16 protein-coding genes and 3 tRNA genes are annotated in these 17,524 nt (G+C 71.3%); 10 read left to right on the forward strand and 9 right to left on the reverse strand.

Going from position 1 to position 17,524, the window contains the following annotated elements:
- Positions 1-6: 6 nt before the first annotated feature.
- Together AB0F98_RS10570 and AB0F98_RS10575 are read left to right on the forward strand one after the other, a co-directional pair.
- Entirely contained in the window at positions 7-864 is an 858-nt protein-coding gene (locus AB0F98_RS10570) for a 3-hydroxyacyl-CoA dehydrogenase family protein (protein WP_357731932.1), read from the forward strand.
- Positions 865-916: 52 nt separating this feature from the next.
- Positions 917-1,660 carry an enoyl-CoA hydratase/isomerase family protein gene (locus AB0F98_RS10575; RefSeq protein ID WP_357731935.1) on the forward strand — a complete coding sequence of 248 codons (744 nt, stop codon included), beginning with the start codon at positions 917-919 and terminating at the stop codon, positions 1,658-1,660.
- Between the two features lie 176 nt (positions 1,661-1,836).
- Here the strand turns inward: AB0F98_RS10575 and AB0F98_RS10580 are convergent, their stop codons facing one another.
- Positions 1,837-3,177 (reverse strand): ABC transporter substrate-binding protein, encoded by a 1,341-nt coding sequence (locus AB0F98_RS10580; protein WP_357731938.1) that lies wholly within the window; start codon positions 3,175-3,177, stop codon positions 1,837-1,839.
- Between the two features lie 166 nt (positions 3,178-3,343).
- Here AB0F98_RS10580 and AB0F98_RS10585 point away from each other — a divergent pair, with 166 nt between their 5' ends.
- Together AB0F98_RS10585 and AB0F98_RS10590 are read left to right on the forward strand one after the other, a co-directional pair.
- Positions 3,344-3,733, forward strand: a complete 390-nt coding sequence (locus tag AB0F98_RS10585) for a hypothetical protein (RefSeq protein WP_357731941.1) — start codon at positions 3,344-3,346, stop codon at positions 3,731-3,733.
- A gap of 38 nt (positions 3,734-3,771) precedes the next feature.
- Entirely contained in the window at positions 3,772-4,479 is a 708-nt protein-coding gene (locus AB0F98_RS10590) for a DUF2786 domain-containing protein (protein ID WP_357731945.1), read from the forward strand.
- Positions 4,480-4,532: 53 nt separating this feature from the next.
- Here the strand turns inward: AB0F98_RS10590 and AB0F98_RS10595 are convergent, their stop codons facing one another.
- Complete coding sequence (locus AB0F98_RS10595) at positions 4,533-5,057, reverse strand: SRPBCC family protein (protein ID WP_357731948.1); 525 nt, start codon at positions 5,055-5,057, stop codon at positions 4,533-4,535.
- 166 nt (positions 5,058-5,223) lie between these two features.
- Between AB0F98_RS10595 and AB0F98_RS10600 the strand changes: the two genes are divergently transcribed.
- Entirely contained in the window at positions 5,224-6,171 is a 948-nt protein-coding gene (locus AB0F98_RS10600) for a hypothetical protein (protein WP_357731951.1), read from the forward strand.
- A gap of 274 nt (positions 6,172-6,445) precedes the next feature.
- Here the strand turns inward: AB0F98_RS10600 and AB0F98_RS10605 are convergent.
- The 7 genes from AB0F98_RS10605 to crtI form a co-directional block, all read right to left on the reverse strand.
- Positions 6,446-6,519: transfer RNA gene (locus AB0F98_RS10605), tRNA-Phe, on the reverse strand.
- 103 nt (positions 6,520-6,622) lie between these two features.
- Positions 6,623-6,696: transfer RNA gene (locus AB0F98_RS10610), tRNA-Asp, on the reverse strand.
- 30 nt (positions 6,697-6,726) lie between these two features.
- Positions 6,727-6,799 (reverse strand) — tRNA-Glu (locus AB0F98_RS10615).
- 153 nt (positions 6,800-6,952) lie between these two features.
- A complete protein-coding gene (locus tag AB0F98_RS10620) occupies positions 6,953-7,753 on the reverse strand; it encodes a polysaccharide deacetylase family protein (protein ID WP_357731954.1) in 801 nt (266 codons plus the stop codon).
- A gap of 77 nt (positions 7,754-7,830) precedes the next feature.
- Positions 7,831-8,775 carry a MerR family transcriptional regulator gene (locus AB0F98_RS10625; protein ID WP_357731957.1) on the reverse strand — a complete coding sequence of 315 codons (945 nt, stop codon included), beginning with the start codon at positions 8,773-8,775 and terminating at the stop codon, positions 7,831-7,833.
- Entirely contained in the window at positions 8,765-9,421 is a 657-nt protein-coding gene (gene idi, locus AB0F98_RS10630; RefSeq protein WP_357731959.1) for an isopentenyl-diphosphate Delta-isomerase, read from the reverse strand. The genes AB0F98_RS10625 and idi overlap by 11 nt, the downstream gene beginning before the upstream one ends.
- A 76-nt stretch (positions 9,422-9,497) precedes the next feature.
- Positions 9,498-10,979, reverse strand: a complete 1,482-nt coding sequence (gene crtI / locus AB0F98_RS10635; RefSeq protein WP_357731962.1) for a phytoene desaturase family protein — start codon at positions 10,977-10,979, stop codon at positions 9,498-9,500.
- Between the two features lie 194 nt (positions 10,980-11,173).
- Between crtI and AB0F98_RS10640 the strand changes: the two genes are divergently transcribed.
- The 5 genes from AB0F98_RS10640 to AB0F98_RS10660 all read left to right on the forward strand — a co-directional run bounded on the left by AB0F98_RS10640 (position 11,174) and on the right by AB0F98_RS10660 (position 17,512).
- Positions 11,174-12,154 carry a phytoene/squalene synthase family protein gene (locus tag AB0F98_RS10640; RefSeq protein ID WP_357731965.1) on the forward strand — a complete coding sequence of 327 codons (981 nt, stop codon included), beginning with the start codon at positions 11,174-11,176 and terminating at the stop codon, positions 12,152-12,154.
- Between the two features lie 64 nt (positions 12,155-12,218).
- Positions 12,219-13,691 (forward strand): NAD(P)/FAD-dependent oxidoreductase, encoded by a 1,473-nt coding sequence (locus AB0F98_RS10645; RefSeq protein WP_357732476.1) that lies wholly within the window; start codon positions 12,219-12,221, stop codon positions 13,689-13,691.
- Between the two features lie 61 nt (positions 13,692-13,752).
- Positions 13,753-14,754: a LacI family DNA-binding transcriptional regulator gene (locus AB0F98_RS10650; protein ID WP_357731968.1), complete on the forward strand. Its 1,002-nt coding sequence runs from the start codon at positions 13,753-13,755 to the stop codon at positions 14,752-14,754.
- Positions 14,755-15,103: 349 nt separating this feature from the next.
- On the forward strand, positions 15,104-16,483 hold the full coding sequence (locus AB0F98_RS10655; protein ID WP_357731971.1) for an extracellular solute-binding protein: 1,380 nt from the start codon (positions 15,104-15,106) through the stop codon (positions 16,481-16,483).
- Positions 16,484-16,558: 75 nt separating this feature from the next.
- A complete protein-coding gene (locus AB0F98_RS10660; protein WP_357731974.1) occupies positions 16,559-17,512 on the forward strand; it encodes a sugar ABC transporter permease in 954 nt (317 codons plus the stop codon).
- Positions 17,513-17,524: the final 12 nt, after the last annotated feature.

Genomic DNA, 17,524 nt, shown 5'->3' on the forward strand with positions numbered 1-17,524 from the left:
GGCGTGGTGAGCGATCGGTTCGTCGTGATCGGAGCCGGCACGATGGGGCTCGGAATCGCGTACGTGGCGGCAGGTGCCGGGCACACCGTCGAGCTGGTGGAGGTCGACCCCGGTCGGGGTGAGGGGGCCGTCGCCCGGCTCGGCGAGCTGTGGGAGCGGGCGGTCGAGCGGGGCAAGCTCACCGCCGAACAGGCGGAGGCCAACCGGGGGCGGGTGACGCTCCGCACCGCCCTCGCCGAGGTGGCCGAGGGGCCGGACGTCGTGGTGGAGGCGGTGCCGGAGCGGCTCGACCTCAAACGGGCGGTGCTGCGCGATGCCGAGGCGCTGCGGCCGACGTTGCTGGGCAGCAACACGTCGAGCATCTCCATCGGCGAGCTCGCCGCCGATCTGGCCCGGCCGGAGAGCTTCCTCGGGCTGCACTTCTTCAACCCCGTCTGGGCCATGGCGCTGCTCGAGGTCGTGGTCGGCCCGGCCACCGCCGAGGAGACCACCGCGGCGGCCGTCGCGCTCGCCGGACGGCTGGGCAAGGACCCCGTCGTCGTACGCGACATGCCGGGCTTCGCCACCTCGCGGCTCGGCGTCACGCTCGGCCTCGAGGCGATCCGGATGGTCGCCGACGAGGTGGCCGGCCCCGCCGACATCGACAAGGCCATGGTGCTCGGCTACCGGCATCCGATCGGGCCGCTGGAGCTGACCGACCTCGTCGGGCTCGACGTCCGGCTGGACATCGCCCGCACCCTCCAGGCCGCGTACGGGGACCGGTTCGCGCCGCCGCCGCTGCTCGAGGAGATGGTCGCCGCCGGCCGGCTGGGCAAGAAGTCCGGCCAGGGCTTCTACACCTGGGAAGGCGGCGTGAAGCGGTGAGCGTGAGGAGTGAGCTTGAGAGCCCCGCAGCCGCGAACGGAAGGTGGAACCGATGAGTGGGTTGCGTGTCGAGGAGCACCCGGACCGGCTCGTGGTGACCCTGGACCGGCCGGAGAAGCGCAATGCGATCGACGCCGACCTGATCGCCGAGCTGCACGCGGTCTGCGCCGACCTGGAGGCCCGCCCCCGGCTGCTGCTGCTCACCGGTGGTACGGAGGGCATCTTCGCCGGGGGTGCCGACATCGGGCAGTTGCGTGAGCGGGGCCGGCTGGACGCTCTCGCCGCGATCAACTCGGCCGCCTTCGCCCGGATCCGGGCGCTGCCCATGCCGACCGTCGCCGCCGTGGACGGGCCGGCGCTGGGCGGCGGCGCCGAGCTGGCGTACGCCTGCGACTTGCGGGTCTGCACGGAGCGCGCGGTCTTCGGCCAGCCGGAGGTGCGGCTGGGCATCCTGGCCGGCGCCGGCGCGACCCACCGGCTTCCCGCGCTGATCGGCGAGGCCCGCGCCAAGGAGCTGCTCTTCACCGGTCGTCGGGTCGACGCCACGGAGGCGCTGCGGATCGGGCTGGTGAACCGGGTGGTGGCCGAGCCGGGCGAGCTGCTGCCGACCGCGCACGGCCTGATCGACGAGATGGCCAAGGGGTCGGCGCTGGCCCTGCGGTTGACGAAGCTCGCGGTGGACGCCCCGGCGGCCGCCCACCCGCAGCTCGACCTGGTCAGTCAGGCGGTGCTCTTCGAGGACGAGGAGAAGCACCGCCGCATGACGGAGTTCCTCGAGCGGCGCCGCGCCCGCTGACGCCGGTGCTGCCCGGCGGTGGGGTTCGCCGCACCACCGGCCGGCGTCGTTTCGGCGGTCGAGCCGGCAGCACCGTCGGGCCGGCCGCCTGGCCCGGCTCCTCGGCAGGTACGGACAAGAGAGCGGCCGCACCGGTTTCCCGGTGCGGCCGCTCTCTTGTCGGTCGTGCGGTCTGCTCAGTTCCCCATCTCCACGCCGGCATCGGCCAGCGCCCGGATCACCTGGGCCGACTCGCCGAAGCCGATCACCAGAACGGCGTCGGCACCGAAGTCCTTGACCTCCGTGGCCCCGGTGGCGAAGTCCACCGGCGGGGCCGACTCGCCCTCCTGCGGCTCGTAGGTCAGCAGCTTGATGCGGTCGCCGGCGATGCCGGCCTTCTCCAGCTCCGTTTTCACCACGGACTGGAGGCCCTCGCCGTACGAGTCCTTACGGGCGACGATCGCGATCCGCTGGGAGCCGTCCCGAAGGATCACGTCGGCCAGGGCGCGGCCCTGGAGGCTGTCCGGCGGAGCGGTGCGGAAGAAGAGGCCATCGTCCTCGGCCGTGGTCAGGCCGTCGTCCGTGCTGGACGGGGAGAAGAGAATCTTGCCGGCCTGGACCGTCTCGGGCAGCACCGCCAGGGAGATACCCGAGCTGGCCGCACCGATGATGATGTCCGCGCCACCTTCGATCAGCTCCGCCACGGTCGCCTTCGCCTTCGTGGGGCTGGCGCCGTCGTCGCCCTCGAGCCAGGTCACCTTCTTGCCGAGCACGCCACCCGCGGCGTTGATCTCCTTGATCGCCAGCGTCGCGCCGGCGGCCATCGGCGGGTACGCCAGGGCCAGGTCACCGGTCTTGGGGAACAGGCCGGCGATGACCAGCGGCGTTCCGGGTACCGCGCCCTTGCCCTGCTTGCTCGCCTTCGGCGGGGCCTTGGTGCTCGCGGCCGACTCGTCGCCGGCCCCCACGAACTCGGTCTTGCCGTCGTTGAGCCGCTGACCGTCGAAGTGCAGCGTGGCGTAGCTCGTCGTGGCCGGTTCCCCGGCGTCGGTGAAACCCGAACGGGTCACCGAGACACCGCGGTACTCGATGTCCCGCCCCGCCTGGGCCAAGGCCATGCAGGCGGCCACGTTCTCGCACCGCTCGCCGCCATTGGTGACACCGACGATCTGCTGGGCGGTCTTGGTGGAGTCCGTGCTGCCTGCCAGCTGCGCGGCGAGCGCGCTGATCACGATCGCGTCGTACGTCTCCGCCGAGTAGAGGTAGTCGCCCAACTTCGGATCGACGGACTGTAGCCGACTCTTGAACTCTTCGGGCAGGGGCGTCGCCGGCGTGGTGCCCTTCATGCCGTTGACGAGGTCGGCGCGGTCCTTCAACTCCGCCGGGAAGGAGTTGAGCATGTTTCCGTCGGTCCCGTAGAGGCGCACCTGTTGGGTCGTCGTCTCCTCGGGCTTGTCACTCCCGCATGCGCTGGTGGCGAGCAGGATCGTGGCACAGGCGGCCAGTGCGGCCGTCCGGGAGCCGCGCGATACGAGCATGGTCGTCCTTCCATCGGCGAAGGTCCGCTGCGCACATTAGCGTGCCGACGTCGGACGCGGGACCGTGGAGCCTGGTCATTCCGCAGGTCGCCCCCACTGGTCACGCAGAGTAGCGATCGATGAGGATGTCTGGGTGTCCTTGACCCGCCCGCCTACTGTGCCCTGCGTGACGGACCTGCCACAGCAGACGCTCGACGACGCGACCGCCGTGCTCCGCTCGGCGCTGGCCGGGGACGGTGATGCCGTGGTGGGCGCGTTCGACGACGTGGTCGACCGGTCCGGCCTGGCCGGGGCGTACGGGGTCGCATGGTGCCTCGCGGCCACCATGGTGGGCGACCCCGGGCCGGCCGGTTCCTGCGCACTGGACTTCCCCGGCATCGACGAGGCCGGCTACGACACCCGCTGGGTGGCCCGCTTCGTCAGCGCGTACGCCAACCGCGACGCCGACACCGGTCAGGCGCTCTTCGGCGCGGCGGCCGCCGACGGCCTGCTCCCCGACTGCCTGCTGACTCTCGCCGGCTCGACGGTCGCCACCCTGCGCAGCCGCGACTGGTGACAAGCGGCTCAGCAGCGGCGTGTGATAGCTCTGAGGGCATGTCCGAGGCCATGCTGAGCAAGGTGCGCAAGTTGCTGGCCCAGGCCGAGGACCCGGCCTGCACCCCTGCCGAGTCGGCAGCGTTCATGTCGAAGGCGACCGAGTTGATCGCCCGGTACGGCGTGGACCGTGCGCTGCTGGCGGTCCGGGACCCGGCGAGCGACCCGGTGGGCGACCGCGTCGTCGAGGTGGTCGCGCCGTATGCCCGCGACAAGGCCGGCCTGCTCGCCGCGGTCGCCGATCCGCTCCGTTGCCGCTGCGTACGCCGCCGGCACGGCAGCGGCTTCGAGATGCACCTGTTCGGCTTCGCCAGCGACCTGGAACGGGCCGAACTGCTCTACACCGCGCTGCTGGTGCAGGCCGCGCACGGGCTGGCCGGGACGCCCGTACCGCCCGGCGAACAACCCGGCACGTTCCGCCGCTCATGGCTGGCCGGGTTCGCCCAGGTGATCGGGGCACGGTTGCGGGCCGCCGAGACGGCGGCGGCCACCGGCTCGGGTGAGCCCGGAGTGGCGCTCGTCCTGGCCGACCGCTCCGACCGCGTGCAGCGGCGGCTCGCCGAAGTGTATCCACGGCTCCGTACCGCGCCGCGCCGGAGGCTGGCCGGCACCGGGTTCGCCTCGGGCGCCGACGCGGGACGGCGGGCCGACCTCAGCAGCCCCGAGGTAGGTACGGGACCAGGCCTCGGTCGCCGCCTCGGCCGCTGAGGCGGCCGTACCGCCGGATCTGCACCGGGTGCGCGGGCCGTGGGGTTGTGTGATCAGCCGAGAGGTGGGCGGTGACCGTCGACCGTCGCGACGTAGCGGGAGAGCAGCTCGTGCCAGCCGGCGGTGAGCGCCTGCCGGTAGCCCTCGGCCGCCTCGCCGTGCCGGTCGAAGTGGCGGTGCTCCAGCTCCACCCGGGTCTGCCCCGGTGCCTCGGTGAGAAACACCACCTCGACCTCGCTCGCCCGGGCCGGGTCCGGAACCGGTGAGCGGTCCGGCCCGATCTGCCAGGTGAAGACCAGCCGACGGGGTGGATCCCAGGTGAGCACCCGGCCCCAGTCGGCCCGGAAGCCGTACGGGCCGATTTCGTAGAGCATCCCGCCTGCTCGAGGTTCCATTCCCAGCTCGGACAGCGCCTCGGGGCCGGACCAGGTGTATTCCCTGACCCACCAGTCGGTGAGCGCGCCGGCGAAGACCGCGAAGGCCCGTTCGGCTGGGGCGGAGATGAGCAGGTTGCACCTCACTGCGAACTGGTCGACGTCCTGCCGGATGTCGGCCTGGTCCGCCATCTCCTGTCCCATAGGCCCGGACCATACCGGCTGATGCCCGCCTGTGCAGCCGGGCGGTGTTGCCCGGTTCCGGACAGGCGCGCCGGTGGCCGTAACAGGGATGGCAAGGGGGGAAGCGGGTATGCGCGCCCGGTCGGGGCCGGGCGGACCGGGCCAGCCGAGCCGGGAGCGGGACGGGATGAGCAGCGGGAGCGAGCGCGGGCAGATGGGACAGGGCCCGAAGCGGCCTGGCCAGGATGTACAGAGCCGCGCCGCGGCGGGGCAGCCGGAGGGCGGACCGGAGCGGCACGTACGGGAGGGCCGCTGGCCCGCTGAGGGCGAGCGGGGGCCGGGGCGGCACGGGGAACCGGACGTACTGCTGGACGTGCCGGAGCTGCGGGTCGGCGAGCTGCGCCTGGCCGTGGACGGCCTGGACGCCGACCTCTCCCTCCGGGCGCGGCTGGCGAACCTGCTCGTGCTGGACGCCGGTGTCCGGGTACGTCTGGACGCGGTCGAGCTCGACGTCACCGACGTACGAGCCGAAGTCCTGCTCAAGGTGCGGCTGGAGCGGCTCGTGCAGATCCTCGACCGGGCGCTCGACACCCTCGACCAGAACCCGCAGCTCATCGAGTCGATCAAGAACACCGCGCACGCAGCCCTCGACGACGCCGGGCGGGCCGCGCAACAGGTGACCGGCCGCGCGGAACACCTCGACCGGGTGGTGGACCGGCTGGGACGGGACATCGGCTCGATCAGCGCCCGCGCCGAGTGGACCGGGGAGGGCGCGGTCGCCAAGGAGGTGTCCGAGCCGCAGCGGGCCGAGCGTCCCGGTGGGGAACCACGTGGGCAGCAGCCGGGTGAGCCCGGTCAGCGGCCGCAGGGCCCACCGGCCGGCGGAGAGGCGCGTGGGCAGCAACCTGGCGGTGGCGAGCCGGGCGGGGAACGAGGAGCAGGTAAGGCGCCACGTGAGCCGGAGGGCGGCCGGGGTGGACCGGGCGAGGGTCAGGCGGGTGGTGCCGGGTGGCCGGTGCCGGGTCCGGGCGATCTCGCCGAGCAGGCCGGTGAGGCGCTGCGGCAGGTGGGCCGGAGTGTCTGGGACGCGATACGAGCCGGCATGGCCCAGCACGAACCCGAATCGAAGAGCTGAGGCCGCCCAGACCCGTGCTGGCGAGGCCGCCCTGACCCGTGCGCCGAGGCCGTGTGTCACGACTTCCTTGAAGTCGGGGTGTTCGCCCAGGCAGGAAGCCCCAACTTCAAGGAAGTCGAGTCGATCGAGGGCGGACCTGCGCGGCGTCCGGTCCGGCCGGAGTTGGCACCGGCTTCCGTGGCGGCTGTTGGACGGCGACGGCGTCACCTGACAAAGCAAGATCCCCACCGCGTTTCCGCTGGTGGGGATCTCTGTAGCCCGGCGAAAGGCTATGTGGCCAGGGGCGGGGTCGAACCGCCGACCTTCCGATTTTCAGTCGGACGCTCGTACCAACTGAGCTACCTGGCCGGGTTGCTCGGACCATGCTACCCGGAGGGCGGTTCAACCGCCGGAAGGGCACCCTGATCCGATACACAGAACGCCGCGCAAGTTTCGCGCGGCGTTAGCGCTGCGGTCCTGACGGGACTTGAACCCGCGACCTCCGCCTTGACAGGGCGGCGAGCACTCCAACTGCTCCACAGGACCTAGCTCTGTTGCACCGGCTTGCGCCGGCAGTGCCCCCAACGGGATTCGAACCCGTGCTACCGCCTTGAAAGGGCGGCGTCCTAGGCCGCTAGACGATGAGGGCGGCCCCGCCATCATTGCACATTCGCAAGGTCAAGCGGACTTGCTCCCATCCGGCCCCGCCGGAGGCTTGGAAAGCATACGTGATGCGTGGGCGCTCGACCAAACCGGTATGGGTCTATCTGTGATGACCAGAGAAACCGCAGGTCAGACGGCCTTAGCTGAGCCGGGTCACGCCGTAGTGCCGCTTCAGCTCGCCGATCAGGCCGTGGCAGGCGGCGTTCGTAGCGGCCCGATCTCCGCCCCCGTCGTGCAACAGGACGATGGAGCCGGGGCGGACGGCGGCCAGCACCCGCTTGCTGATCGTCTTCGCCGGCGGTCTCCGCCAGTCCTGTGGGTCGACGCTCCAGTGCAGCGGGCTCATGCCGAGCTGCTTGGCCACCGCGACGACCTCGGACGTCCACACCCCGCCGGGCTGTCGGTAAAAGCTGATCTTGGCGTTCGGAACGGCTGCCCGGATCGCCTTGTTCGTACGCTCCAGGTCGGCCCGGATCTCGGCCACCGTCCGCCGGCCGAGATCGATGTCGTGTCGCCAGCTGTGGTTGCAGAGCTGGTGCCCCTCCCGGACGATCCGGCGGACCAGCTCCGGGTGGCGCCTCACCTCACTTCCCACCAGACAGAAGGTGGCGGTCACCTTGGCTGACCGCAGCTGGTCGAGGATCTTCGGCGTCCACGCCGAGCTGGGGCCGTCGTCGAAGGTCAGCGCGACCGGACGTACCCCAGTGGTGCGGCGCAGGCCGGCCGGCATCTTCGTGGGCCGGGGCCGCAGCGGACGTCTGGTGGGGCTGGTCCGGGTCGGCTTCGGCGACACGGTCGGCTTCGGGCTGGGGGACGGTGGCGTGGTCGCGGTGCTCGGAATGGGGCCGTCGGCGGCGGTGCGGCGGTCCTGGCCCTCGGCGCAGCCGCTGAGGGCCACGACCAGGCCCAGGCCGCACGCGAGCAGGGCGCGGGCTTTCATCTGTTCGCTCCCGCAAGGGGTCGGGGTACGCGGACCACCCGACGCTAGTGGACATCCCCCGCGGGCGACACCGGCGGTCAGCGCTCGGGTGGCTGCTCCAACGCGTCCTGCACCGCACCGGCCAGGGCGACCGCGTCGGCGAGCTGGCTGGGGCACAGCACCCCGGGAGGCAGGGTCGCGTCCGCCCAGCCGGGGCCGGCGGCGAGCACCAGCAGCGGCCGGCGGGGCGCGGCGAGCAGCGCACCGAGCTGGCCCGGGTCGGCGGTGGCCGGGGTGTGCGACCAGAGCACCACCGCGGCCGGACCCGTCCGGTCGACCGCCTCCAACAGGGCCGGGAGCGGTACCCGGGCCCCGAGCATCCGGTAGCCGACCCCGGCTTCGGCGAGCGCGGCGGCGAGAGCCTCCAGCGGCAGTGAGTGCTGTTCCTCGTCGGCGCAGGAGAGCAGGACCCGCTGCGGCCCGGCCGGCGGGGCGGTGCGGGCGACGGCGGCGAACGCCTCGGAGATGCAGCGGGAGAGCACGTGCTCCACGTCGACCAGGGCGGACGTGGCGGCGTGCCGGTCGCCGATGCCGGTGAGTACCGGCCGGAGCAGCCGGTCCCAGGTGGCGACCACGCCGTGTTCGGTGAGGGCGCGGGCGATCGTGTCCCCGATCGCGACGGAGTCCAGCCGCATGGCCGCGCGGGCGAGCCCCCGGGCGGCCGGCCCGGCGCGACCCACCGGGATGGTCTGGCCGCCACCGTCGCGAGCGGCGTCCGGGCGGGCGCGGGACGTCTCCTCGGCGCGTACCGACTCGGGCGCCCGCCGTGCCCAGCGGGCCGCCTCGGCGGGACTGATCCCGTCGGCGGTGAGCCGCCGCATGACCTCGAGCCGGGCCAGATCGGTGGCGGTGTAACGGCGGTGCTGGCCGGGCGTGTGCTGGCTGGGCCCGAGCCCGTACCGCTGGTGCCAGGTGCGCAGCGTGGTCACCGCGACGCCGAGCCTGCGGGCCACCGCCCCCGCGCTCAGCGCCTCAACGGCCACCCGACCGCTCCGGCGCCTCATCGCTCGGTGCGCCCGATCCGACCGTGGCGCCGTCCGGCCCGGCCGCAACGGGCGCGTTGCCGGCGGACGGGGTCACGGGCGAGCCCGGGACGGTGGGTCGCAACAGCCGGCTCACGACGCCGCCGAGCCAGGGGGCGTACGACCCCGGGTCGGCGGTGAGATCGACCTCCAGCGCGGCCGGCTCCACCCAGCGCAACTCGGCGACCTCCGCGGGGTCGGGCGCGAGCGGCGCGCCGGGACGGAACTCGCCCCGGAGGACGTGGTCGTACTCGAACTCGACCCGGCCGGTGGTCGGATCCTCGGCCTGGTAGAGGTGGACCCCGACCTCCGTCAGCTCGACCGGGCCGGCACCCAGCTCCTCGTGGAGTCGCCGGTTCGCGGCCTCCGCGAGCGACTCGCCGGGCAACGGGTGGCCGCAGCACGAGTTGGCCCAGCGCAGCGGGAAGCGGGTCTTGACGGCGGCGCGGCGCTGGAGCAGCACTAGGCCGTCCGGTGCCACGAGCATGACGGAGAAGGCCCGGTGCAGCCGGCCCGGCGGCTGGTGGGCGGCCGCGACGGTCATCTCGCCGTGGGCCTGCCCGGCTTCGTCGACCAGTTCGACGAGGTGTGCCTCACGTGCGCTCATGCCGGCACCTCCCTGCGGTCGGCGCCGTCCTGAGGCTCGGACGCCCTGTGCCCGATGATTCGCTCACTGCGTTCGCTCATTGGATGCCTCCAGTGACACGGCCGGCGGCGAGCTTGCCGGAGATCAGCACCATCGGCACCCCGACGCCGGGCTGGGTGCCCGAGCCGACGAAGACCACGTTGGGGAGCGTCCGGTGGAGGTTGCTGGGGCGGAACGGTCCGGTCTGGAAGAAGCTGTGCGCCGCGGCGAACGGGGTACCGGCGGCCATTCCCTGGTCGGCCCACTCGGCGGGGGTCACCGTACGCAGCACCTCGATGCCCGAGCCGAACCCGACGTAGCCGCGCTCCTCCAGCGTGCCGATGAGCTGGTCGGCGTAGCGGCCGGCCAGGCCTGCCCGCCAGTCGAGCGGGGCCCGGTCCAGGTTGGGTGCCGGGGCGAGGACGTAGTAGGTGTGCCGGCCCGGGGGCGCCACCGACGGGTCGGTGCGGCTCGGGTTGGTGACCAGCAGGGACGGGTCGGACATCAGCTCACCCCGGCGGATGACCTCATCGAAGGTGCCCCTCCAGGATCGTCCGAAGTGAATGTTGTGGTGGGCGATCCTTCCATATCCCTGGGTCGATCCGACGTGCAACACGACGCAGGACGGCGAGTAGCTGAGCCGGCGCTGGGGGGCGGGCGGCAGGAGGTCGCGGTAGGCGACCGGTAGGTCCGGATTGAGCACGACCACGTCGGCCGGGATCAGCTCGCCGTCGGCGGTCAGCACCCCGGTGGCCCGGCCGTGCGCCGTCTCCACCCGGGTCACCGTGGTGTCGTAGCGGATCTGCACGCCGTGCTTCTCGGCCGCGCCGGCCATCGCCCGGGAGACGCTGTGCATGCCACCGCGGGGAAACCACACCCCGGCCACCGAGTCCAGGTACGCGATGACCGCGTAGATGGCCAGGGCGTCATGCGGGGCGAGGCCGGCGTACATGGCCTGGAAGGAGAAGATGCGCTGGGTGCGCGGGTCGCGGAAGAACTGACCGATCTTGGTGTGCAGGCGGCGGAAGGCACCGCCGGCCAGCAGCCGCAGCAGGTTGCCGGTGAGCAGGTCGGTCGGGCTGTCCAGGTTGCGCTCGATGAAGTCGGCCCGTTCGAGTTGCCAGAGGCGTCGGGCGTAGTCCACGAAACGCAGGTAGCCGTCGGCCTCGCGGGGACCGCAGACCCGGGAGATCTCGGCGGCCATCCGGGTGGTGTCGGTGATGACGTCGAGCGTCGAGCCGTCCGGGTAGTACGCCCGGTAGGCCGGATCGAGCGGGGTCAGGTCCAGCCAGTCGCCGAGTTCCTCGCCGACCGCGCCGAGCGCCTCGGCGATCAGCTCCGGCATGGTGAACACCGTGGGGCCGGTGTCGAACTCGTAGCCGTCGACGCCGAGCCGGCCCGCCCGGCCGCCGGGCACCGGTTCGCGTTCGAGCACGGTCACCTGCCGGCCGCTCCCGGCCAGGTGCAGCGCACACGCCAGTCCTCCGAGGCCGGCGCCGACCACCACCACCCGATCCGTACGTCCGTCCACCGTCCGCATGCCGCCACCTCTTCGCGCGAGACCGCCCATCATGCCCGCCGATCGCTGGTGGTGGCGGCGGGATCTGCGGGTACACGGTGCATCCCCGCTCCGCGGGTGGTGTCCGTCCTGTCCGCATCCTTGGCCATGCGGCCGAGCGTACCCTAGAGTAACGAGTTGCGTCGATTAGTGCGTCGATTACTGGAGGAGGGCCGGTGGACACGGAACTCGCCGCCGCCTACGACCGATGTCGTGAGCTGCACAGACGCCACGGCCGCACCTACTATCTCGCCACCCGACTGCTCCCCGCGTGGAAACGCCGACACGTTCACGCGCTCTACGGCTTCACCCGGTACGCCGACGAGATCGTCGACCGGACCGACGGACTTTCCATGGCCGAGCGGGCCAGCCAGCTCGACGACTGGGCGGGCCGATTCCTCGCCGGCCTGCACGGCGAACAGGTCGACGACCCGCTGCTCCCCGCCGTACTGCACACCATCGCCGTGTTCGACCTCGACCGGAACGACTTCGCCGCGTTCCTCAAGAGCATGGCGATGGATCTGACCGTCAGCTCGTACCCCAGCTATCAGCACCTGCTCGACTACATGGAGGGTTCGGCCGCGGCCATCGGCACGATGATGCTGCCGATCCTCGGTAGCTCCGACCCGGTCGCGGCCCGCGAGCCGGCCCGGCAGCTCGGTTTCGCCTTCCAGCTCACCAATTTCATCCGGGACGTGGGTGAGGACCTGACCCGGGGGCGGACCTACCTGCCCGACGAGGACCTGGACCGGTTCGGGGTGACCCGGCACGAGCTGGCCGAGGCGTCCGCGCGGGGCCGCGCCACCCCGGCCATCCGGGCGCTCGTCGCCTTCGAGGTGACCCGGGCGCAGGCGCACTACGCCGCGGCGGCACCCGGGATCACTCTGCTCGCGCCGGCCTCGCAGGCCTGCATGCGCACCGCGTACGCCCTCTACGGGGGGATCCTCGACGAGGTCGCCGCGCAGGACTACGACGTCTTCGCCCGGCGGGCCGTGGTGCCTGGGCGGCGACGGCTCGGCGTGGCCGCCCGTTCCCTGCTCGCGCCGACCGGCACGCCGGTGGTCGTCCCCGGGCCGCCCGCTCGCCCTGCCCTCGACCGCGTTGATCATGAAGTTATCGCCCGCGACACGCCGAACCGACCGGCAATAACTTCATGATCAACCGGGGTGGCGGTCACCCCGACGGTTGGGGTCGGTCCGGCTGGGGGATGCTGGGTCCGTGGTGGAGTCGGAGCAGGTGGACGTGATCGTGGTGGGCCTCGGCGTCGGCGGCGAGGAGGTGGCCGGGCGACTCGCCGAGGCCGGCCTGAGCGTCGTCGGCATCGAGCGGGACCTGGTCGGCGGCGAGTGCCCGTACTGGGGATGCATCCCGAGCAAGATGATGATCCGGGCGGCGAACGCCCTCGCCGAGGCCCGCCGGATCGACGGGCTGGCCGGCAGCGCCGAGGTGCGACCGGACTGGGCGCCCGTGGCGAAGCGGATCCGCGAGGAGGCGACCGACACCTGGAACGACCGGGCTGCGGTCGAGCGGTTCGTCGGCCGGGGCGGTCGGTTCGTGCGGGGCAGCGGCCGGTTGGACGGACCGGGCCGGGTACGGGTCGGCGACCAGGTCTTCGAGTCCCGCTACGGCGTCGTGCTCGGCACCGGCACCCGCCCGTCGGTGCCGCCCGTCGAGGGGCTGGCCGGAACGCCGTACTGGACGAACCACCAGGCGATCGAGGTGGAGGAGCTGCCCGAATCGCTGCTGGTGCTCGGTGGCGGGGCGATCGGGCTGGAGCTGTCGCAGGTCTTCGCCCGGTTCGGCGTACGGGTCACCATCGTCGAAGCGTTGGATCGGGTGCTCGCCGTCGAGGAGCCTGAGTCGTCGGAGGTGGCCGCGTCGGCTCTGCGCGCGGACGGCGTCGAGATCCACACCGGCGTACGGGCCGAGCGGGTCGACCACGACGGTGAGCGGTTCACCCTCCACGCCCAGGGCGGGGCGGAGTTCACCGCGGAACGGCTGCTGGTGGTCACCGGGCGTCGGGCACACCTGGACGAGCTGGGGCTGGACAGCGTGGGAGTGGACGCCGACCAGCGCTACCTGCCGGTCGACGACCGGATGCGGGTCACCGACGGGATCTGGGCGGTCGGCGACCTGACGGGCGAGGGCGCGTTCACGCACATCGCGATGTACCAGGCGGCGATCGTGATCGAGGACGTGCTCGACCGTGCCCGGCACAGCCGGCCCGGCGCCGACCCCAGTGGCACGGCGAGCGTGGTCGGCGGTGCGATGGGCGCGGCCAGCGCGCTCGGCGCCAGTGGGTCGAGTGGAATGGCAGGCACCGTTCCCCGAGCCGACTACCGGGCGTTGCCCCGGGTCACGTTCACCGACCCGGAGATCGGCGCGGTCGGCCTCACCGAGGAGCAGGCCCGCTCCCGGGGCATCAACGTCCAGGTCGGTTTCAGCAAGCTGAGCAGCTCGACCCGAGGCTGGATCCACCAGGTCGGCGACGAGGGCTTCATCAAGCTGATCGCGGACGCCGACCAGGGCGTACTGATCGGAGCGACCTCGGCCGGACCGGCCGGTGGCGAGGTGCTCTCCGGGCTGGTCGTCGCCGTGCACGCGGCGGTGCCGATCAGCCAGCTGCGGCACATGATCTATGCGTATCCGACGTTCCACCGGGCGATCGAGGCCGCCCTGCACGAGCTGCGCTGATCTGACGCGTGACGACAACAGGCTGTTCAGTTCTTGCAATGGTTCGGCATAGGATTACGCCGTGACGAAACGGTTGACCGAGGTGGCCCGGAAGGCTGGCGTCAGCGAAGCCACCGTGAGTCGGGTGCTGAACGGGCGTGGTGGCGTCTCCGAGACGACGCGTACGGCGGTGCTCACCGCGCTCGACGTGCTCGGCTACGAGCGACCGACCAAGCTGCGCGGTGAGCGCGCCCGGCTGGTGGGGCTGGTCCTTCCCGAGTTGCAGAACCCGATCTTTCCGGCGCTCGCCGAGGTGGTCACCGGTTCGCTGGCGCAGCGCGGATTCACCCCCGCGCTCTGCGCCCGCACCATCGGCGGTGTCTCCGAGGCGGATTACGTCGAGATGCTGCTGGACCACCAGGTCTCCGGCGTGATCTTCGCGGGCGGCTCGTACGCGCTGGCCGACGCGCCGCACGACCACTACCGCCGGTTGACCGACCGGGGGCTCCCCGTGGTGCTCGTGAACGCCGGTGTGGACGAACTGGGCTTCCCTCGGGTGTCCACCGACGACGCGGTCGCCGTGGAGCAGGCGTACGGGCATCTGCGCTCGCTCGGGCACGAGCGGATCGGCATGGTGCTCGGGCCGGAGGGGCACGTGCCGTCCCGGCGCAAGCTCGCCGCGGTGGCGCGGATCGCCGGTTGGGCCGACCCGGCCGAGTGGGTCGAACGGTCCAGTTTCTCCATGGAGGGCGCCCGGGTGGCCGCGAGCAAGCTGGTCGACCGCGGGGTGACCGGGGTGATCTGTGCCAGCGACGTGCTGGCCCTCGGTGCGATCCGGGCGGTGCGTCGGCTGGGCCGTTCGGTGCCCGGCGACGTGTCGGTGGTGGGCTACGACGATTCGGCGTTCATGACCTGCACCGACCCGCCGCTCACCACGGTCCGGCAGCCGATCGAGACGATGGGGCAGGCCGCGGTGGACCTGCTGGTCACCCAGATCGACGGCGCCGGCGTGCTGCACGACGAGCTGCTGTTCGAGCCCGAACTGGTGGTGCGCGGCTCCACCGCTCCTGCCCCCGGCCGCTGACAGGAACCCCCGCCCCGGCTGCTGAACGACGTCAAGGCCGCCGACCGCTGATCGCGGTCGGCGGCCTTTTCTTGCCTACCCAAAGGGGGCAAAGCCCCGGACTTCGACCAGCTTTCAAGCCGCTGTCATGATCTCTCGTAATCAAGTCGCGTCCTTTCATCATGGGATCCATACCTTGCCGCTGTGAGTCCACCTCGTTACAGTGACTCCACTCACACCTGACCTCGGCGCACCTACCCGGGGGCGGGTCGCATTGCGGATGCAGATCAATGGCAGGGCATCGCCGCGGTGGCGATCACCGCAGCTCAGCGAAGGTCATGGAGACACCCGTTCCCGAAGGGATGGACAGATGTCCGTACCGCAGTACCGGAAGGCTGCGGCGTTAGCGCTCGTGGCCGGCCTGGGAATCAGCCTCACGGCTTGCTCCACGAAGAGCGACGACACGTCGAACGATGCAGGCGGCAAGGTCACCATCACCGTCGACTGCCAGCCGGTCGGCGCTCAGAAGGAGCTGTTGCAGAACTGGAATGACGACGTCGCCGAGTTCCAGCGGCAGAACCCCGACATCATCATCAAGAGCGTGAGCGTCGGCGAGCAGTGCAACAACCCGCCGGACTTCACCGCCCGGCTGTCCGGCGGCACCGTCACCGACGTGTTCTACGGATACATGACCGATCTCCAGCAGGTGCTCGACTCCGGTCAGGCGATGGACATCACCGAGTTCGCCAACAAGGACACGATCTCCACCTGGGACAGTGTCGACCCGGCGCTCAAGGAGGTGTTCACCGACGGCGGCAAGCTCTACGCCGTCCCGGTGAAGAACTACTCGATGGGTCTGGTCTACAACAAGGTCCTGTTCCAGCGGGCGGGGCTCGACGTGAACAACCCGCCGAAGACGTGGCCCGAGGTCCGCGAGGCGGCCAAGAAGATCGCCGCGCTCGGTGACGGCATCGCGGGTTACGCGGAGTACAGCGCCGGCAACACGGGCGGCTGGCACTTCACCTCCCTGCTCTACTCGCAGGGCGGCCAGGTGCTCACCGAGGACGGCAAGAAGGCCGACTTCAACAACCCGATGGGCAAGCAGGTCCTGCAGAACCTGAAGGACATGCGGTACGGCGACAACAGCATGGGCAGCCGTCAGCTGCTCCAGTGGGGTGACCTGCTGACCAACGCCGCCGCGGGCAAGGTCGGCATGTTCATCGGCGCGCCCGACACCACCCAGGCGATCGTCAGCCAGTTCCAGGGCAAGTTCCAGGACTGGGCGATGGGCCCGCTGCCCGGCCAGGACGGCCCGGCGAAGGGGACGCTCGGTGGTGGCGAGGGCTACTTCTTCAAGAAGGGCCTCACCCCGGAGCAGGTCAAGGCCGGACTGAAGTGGATCGCGTACCAGAAGCTGACGCCGGGCAAGGGTCAGTTCGACTACGTACGGGCCAAGCCGCAGAACTATCCGGTGGGGCTGCCGCAGCCGCTGCTCTTCGCCAACGGCAGCGAGGCGCAGACGCAGGAGCTCGAGCTGCGCAAGGCGAACGCGAACCTCGACACGACGAACTTCGCGATCTTCGAGGCGAACCAGGTCCCGATCAAGGGTGAGCCGCGCAACGCGCAGGCGATCTACGCGGTGCTCGACGCGGCGATGTCCGGGGTGCTCACGAACCCGAACGCCAACATCGACGCGCTGCTGAAGACGGCCGAGGAGAAGGTCAACCAGCTTCTCGCCGCGGAGAGCTGATCCGGGTGGGGGCCGGCGCGCCGGCCCCCACACCCCGCTGCCGTACGTCCGATCACCGACTCACCAGGAGATGCCTTGGCGATCACCACCGCCCCGGGTACCACCAGACCGGGCCGCCTCACGTCGCCGTACGCGGAACGGCCACGGCGTACGAGCCTGGGCCGCAAGGTACGCGACAACCTCACCGGGCACGCGTTCCTGATCGGTGCGGTCCTCTGCTTCGCCCTCTTCTCCTGGTATCCGATGATCCGCGGCATCGTGATGAGCTTCCAGCACACCCGGCGCGGTGTCACCACCTGGGTGGGCTGGGACAACTACACCCGCATCATCGACGACCCCAGCTTCTGGACCGCCTGGAAGAACACCTTCTACTTCACGCTCCTGGCGCTGGTGCTCGGGTACGCGGTGCCGTTCTTCGTGGCGATCCTGCTCAACGAGTTGCGCCACGCCAAGGGGTACCTGCGGATCCTGGTCTACCTGCCGGTGATGCTGCCGCCGGCGTCGGCGCTCTTCCTCTTCAAGTTCTACGCGTACGACCCCAGCGAGGCGGGAATCTTCAACGCGATCCTCAAGGCCCTGCACCTGCCCACCTCCCAGTGGATGCAGTCCCCGGGGATGACGATGCCGGCGATGGTGATCGCCTCGACCTGGATGAACATGGGCAGCGCCGTACTCATCTATCTGGCGGCGCTGCAGAACATCCCCGGCGAGCTCTACGAGGCGGCCGAGCTCGACGGCGCCGGTATCTGGCGCCGGATCTGGAACGTGACCATCCCGCAGACCCGGCTGATCCTCGCCCTCCTGGCGATGATGCAGATCGTCGCCACGATGCAACTCTTCATCGAACCGCTGATCCTCGCCAACGGCGCGGGGGCGGAGGACTCGGCGACCTCGGTCGCGTACCTCATCTACCAGCACGGGTTCTTCCAGAACGATCTCAACGGCGCCGCGGCGCTCGGCGTGATCATGCTCGTGGTGCTCGCCGGCTTCTCCGCGGTCTACCTGCGGCTGACGGCGAAACAGGACTAGGGCGGACGAGGA

The organism is Micromonospora sp. NPDC023737 (genome assembly GCF_040639715.1).
Lineage (GTDB): Bacteria > Actinomycetota > Actinomycetes > Mycobacteriales > Micromonosporaceae > Micromonospora.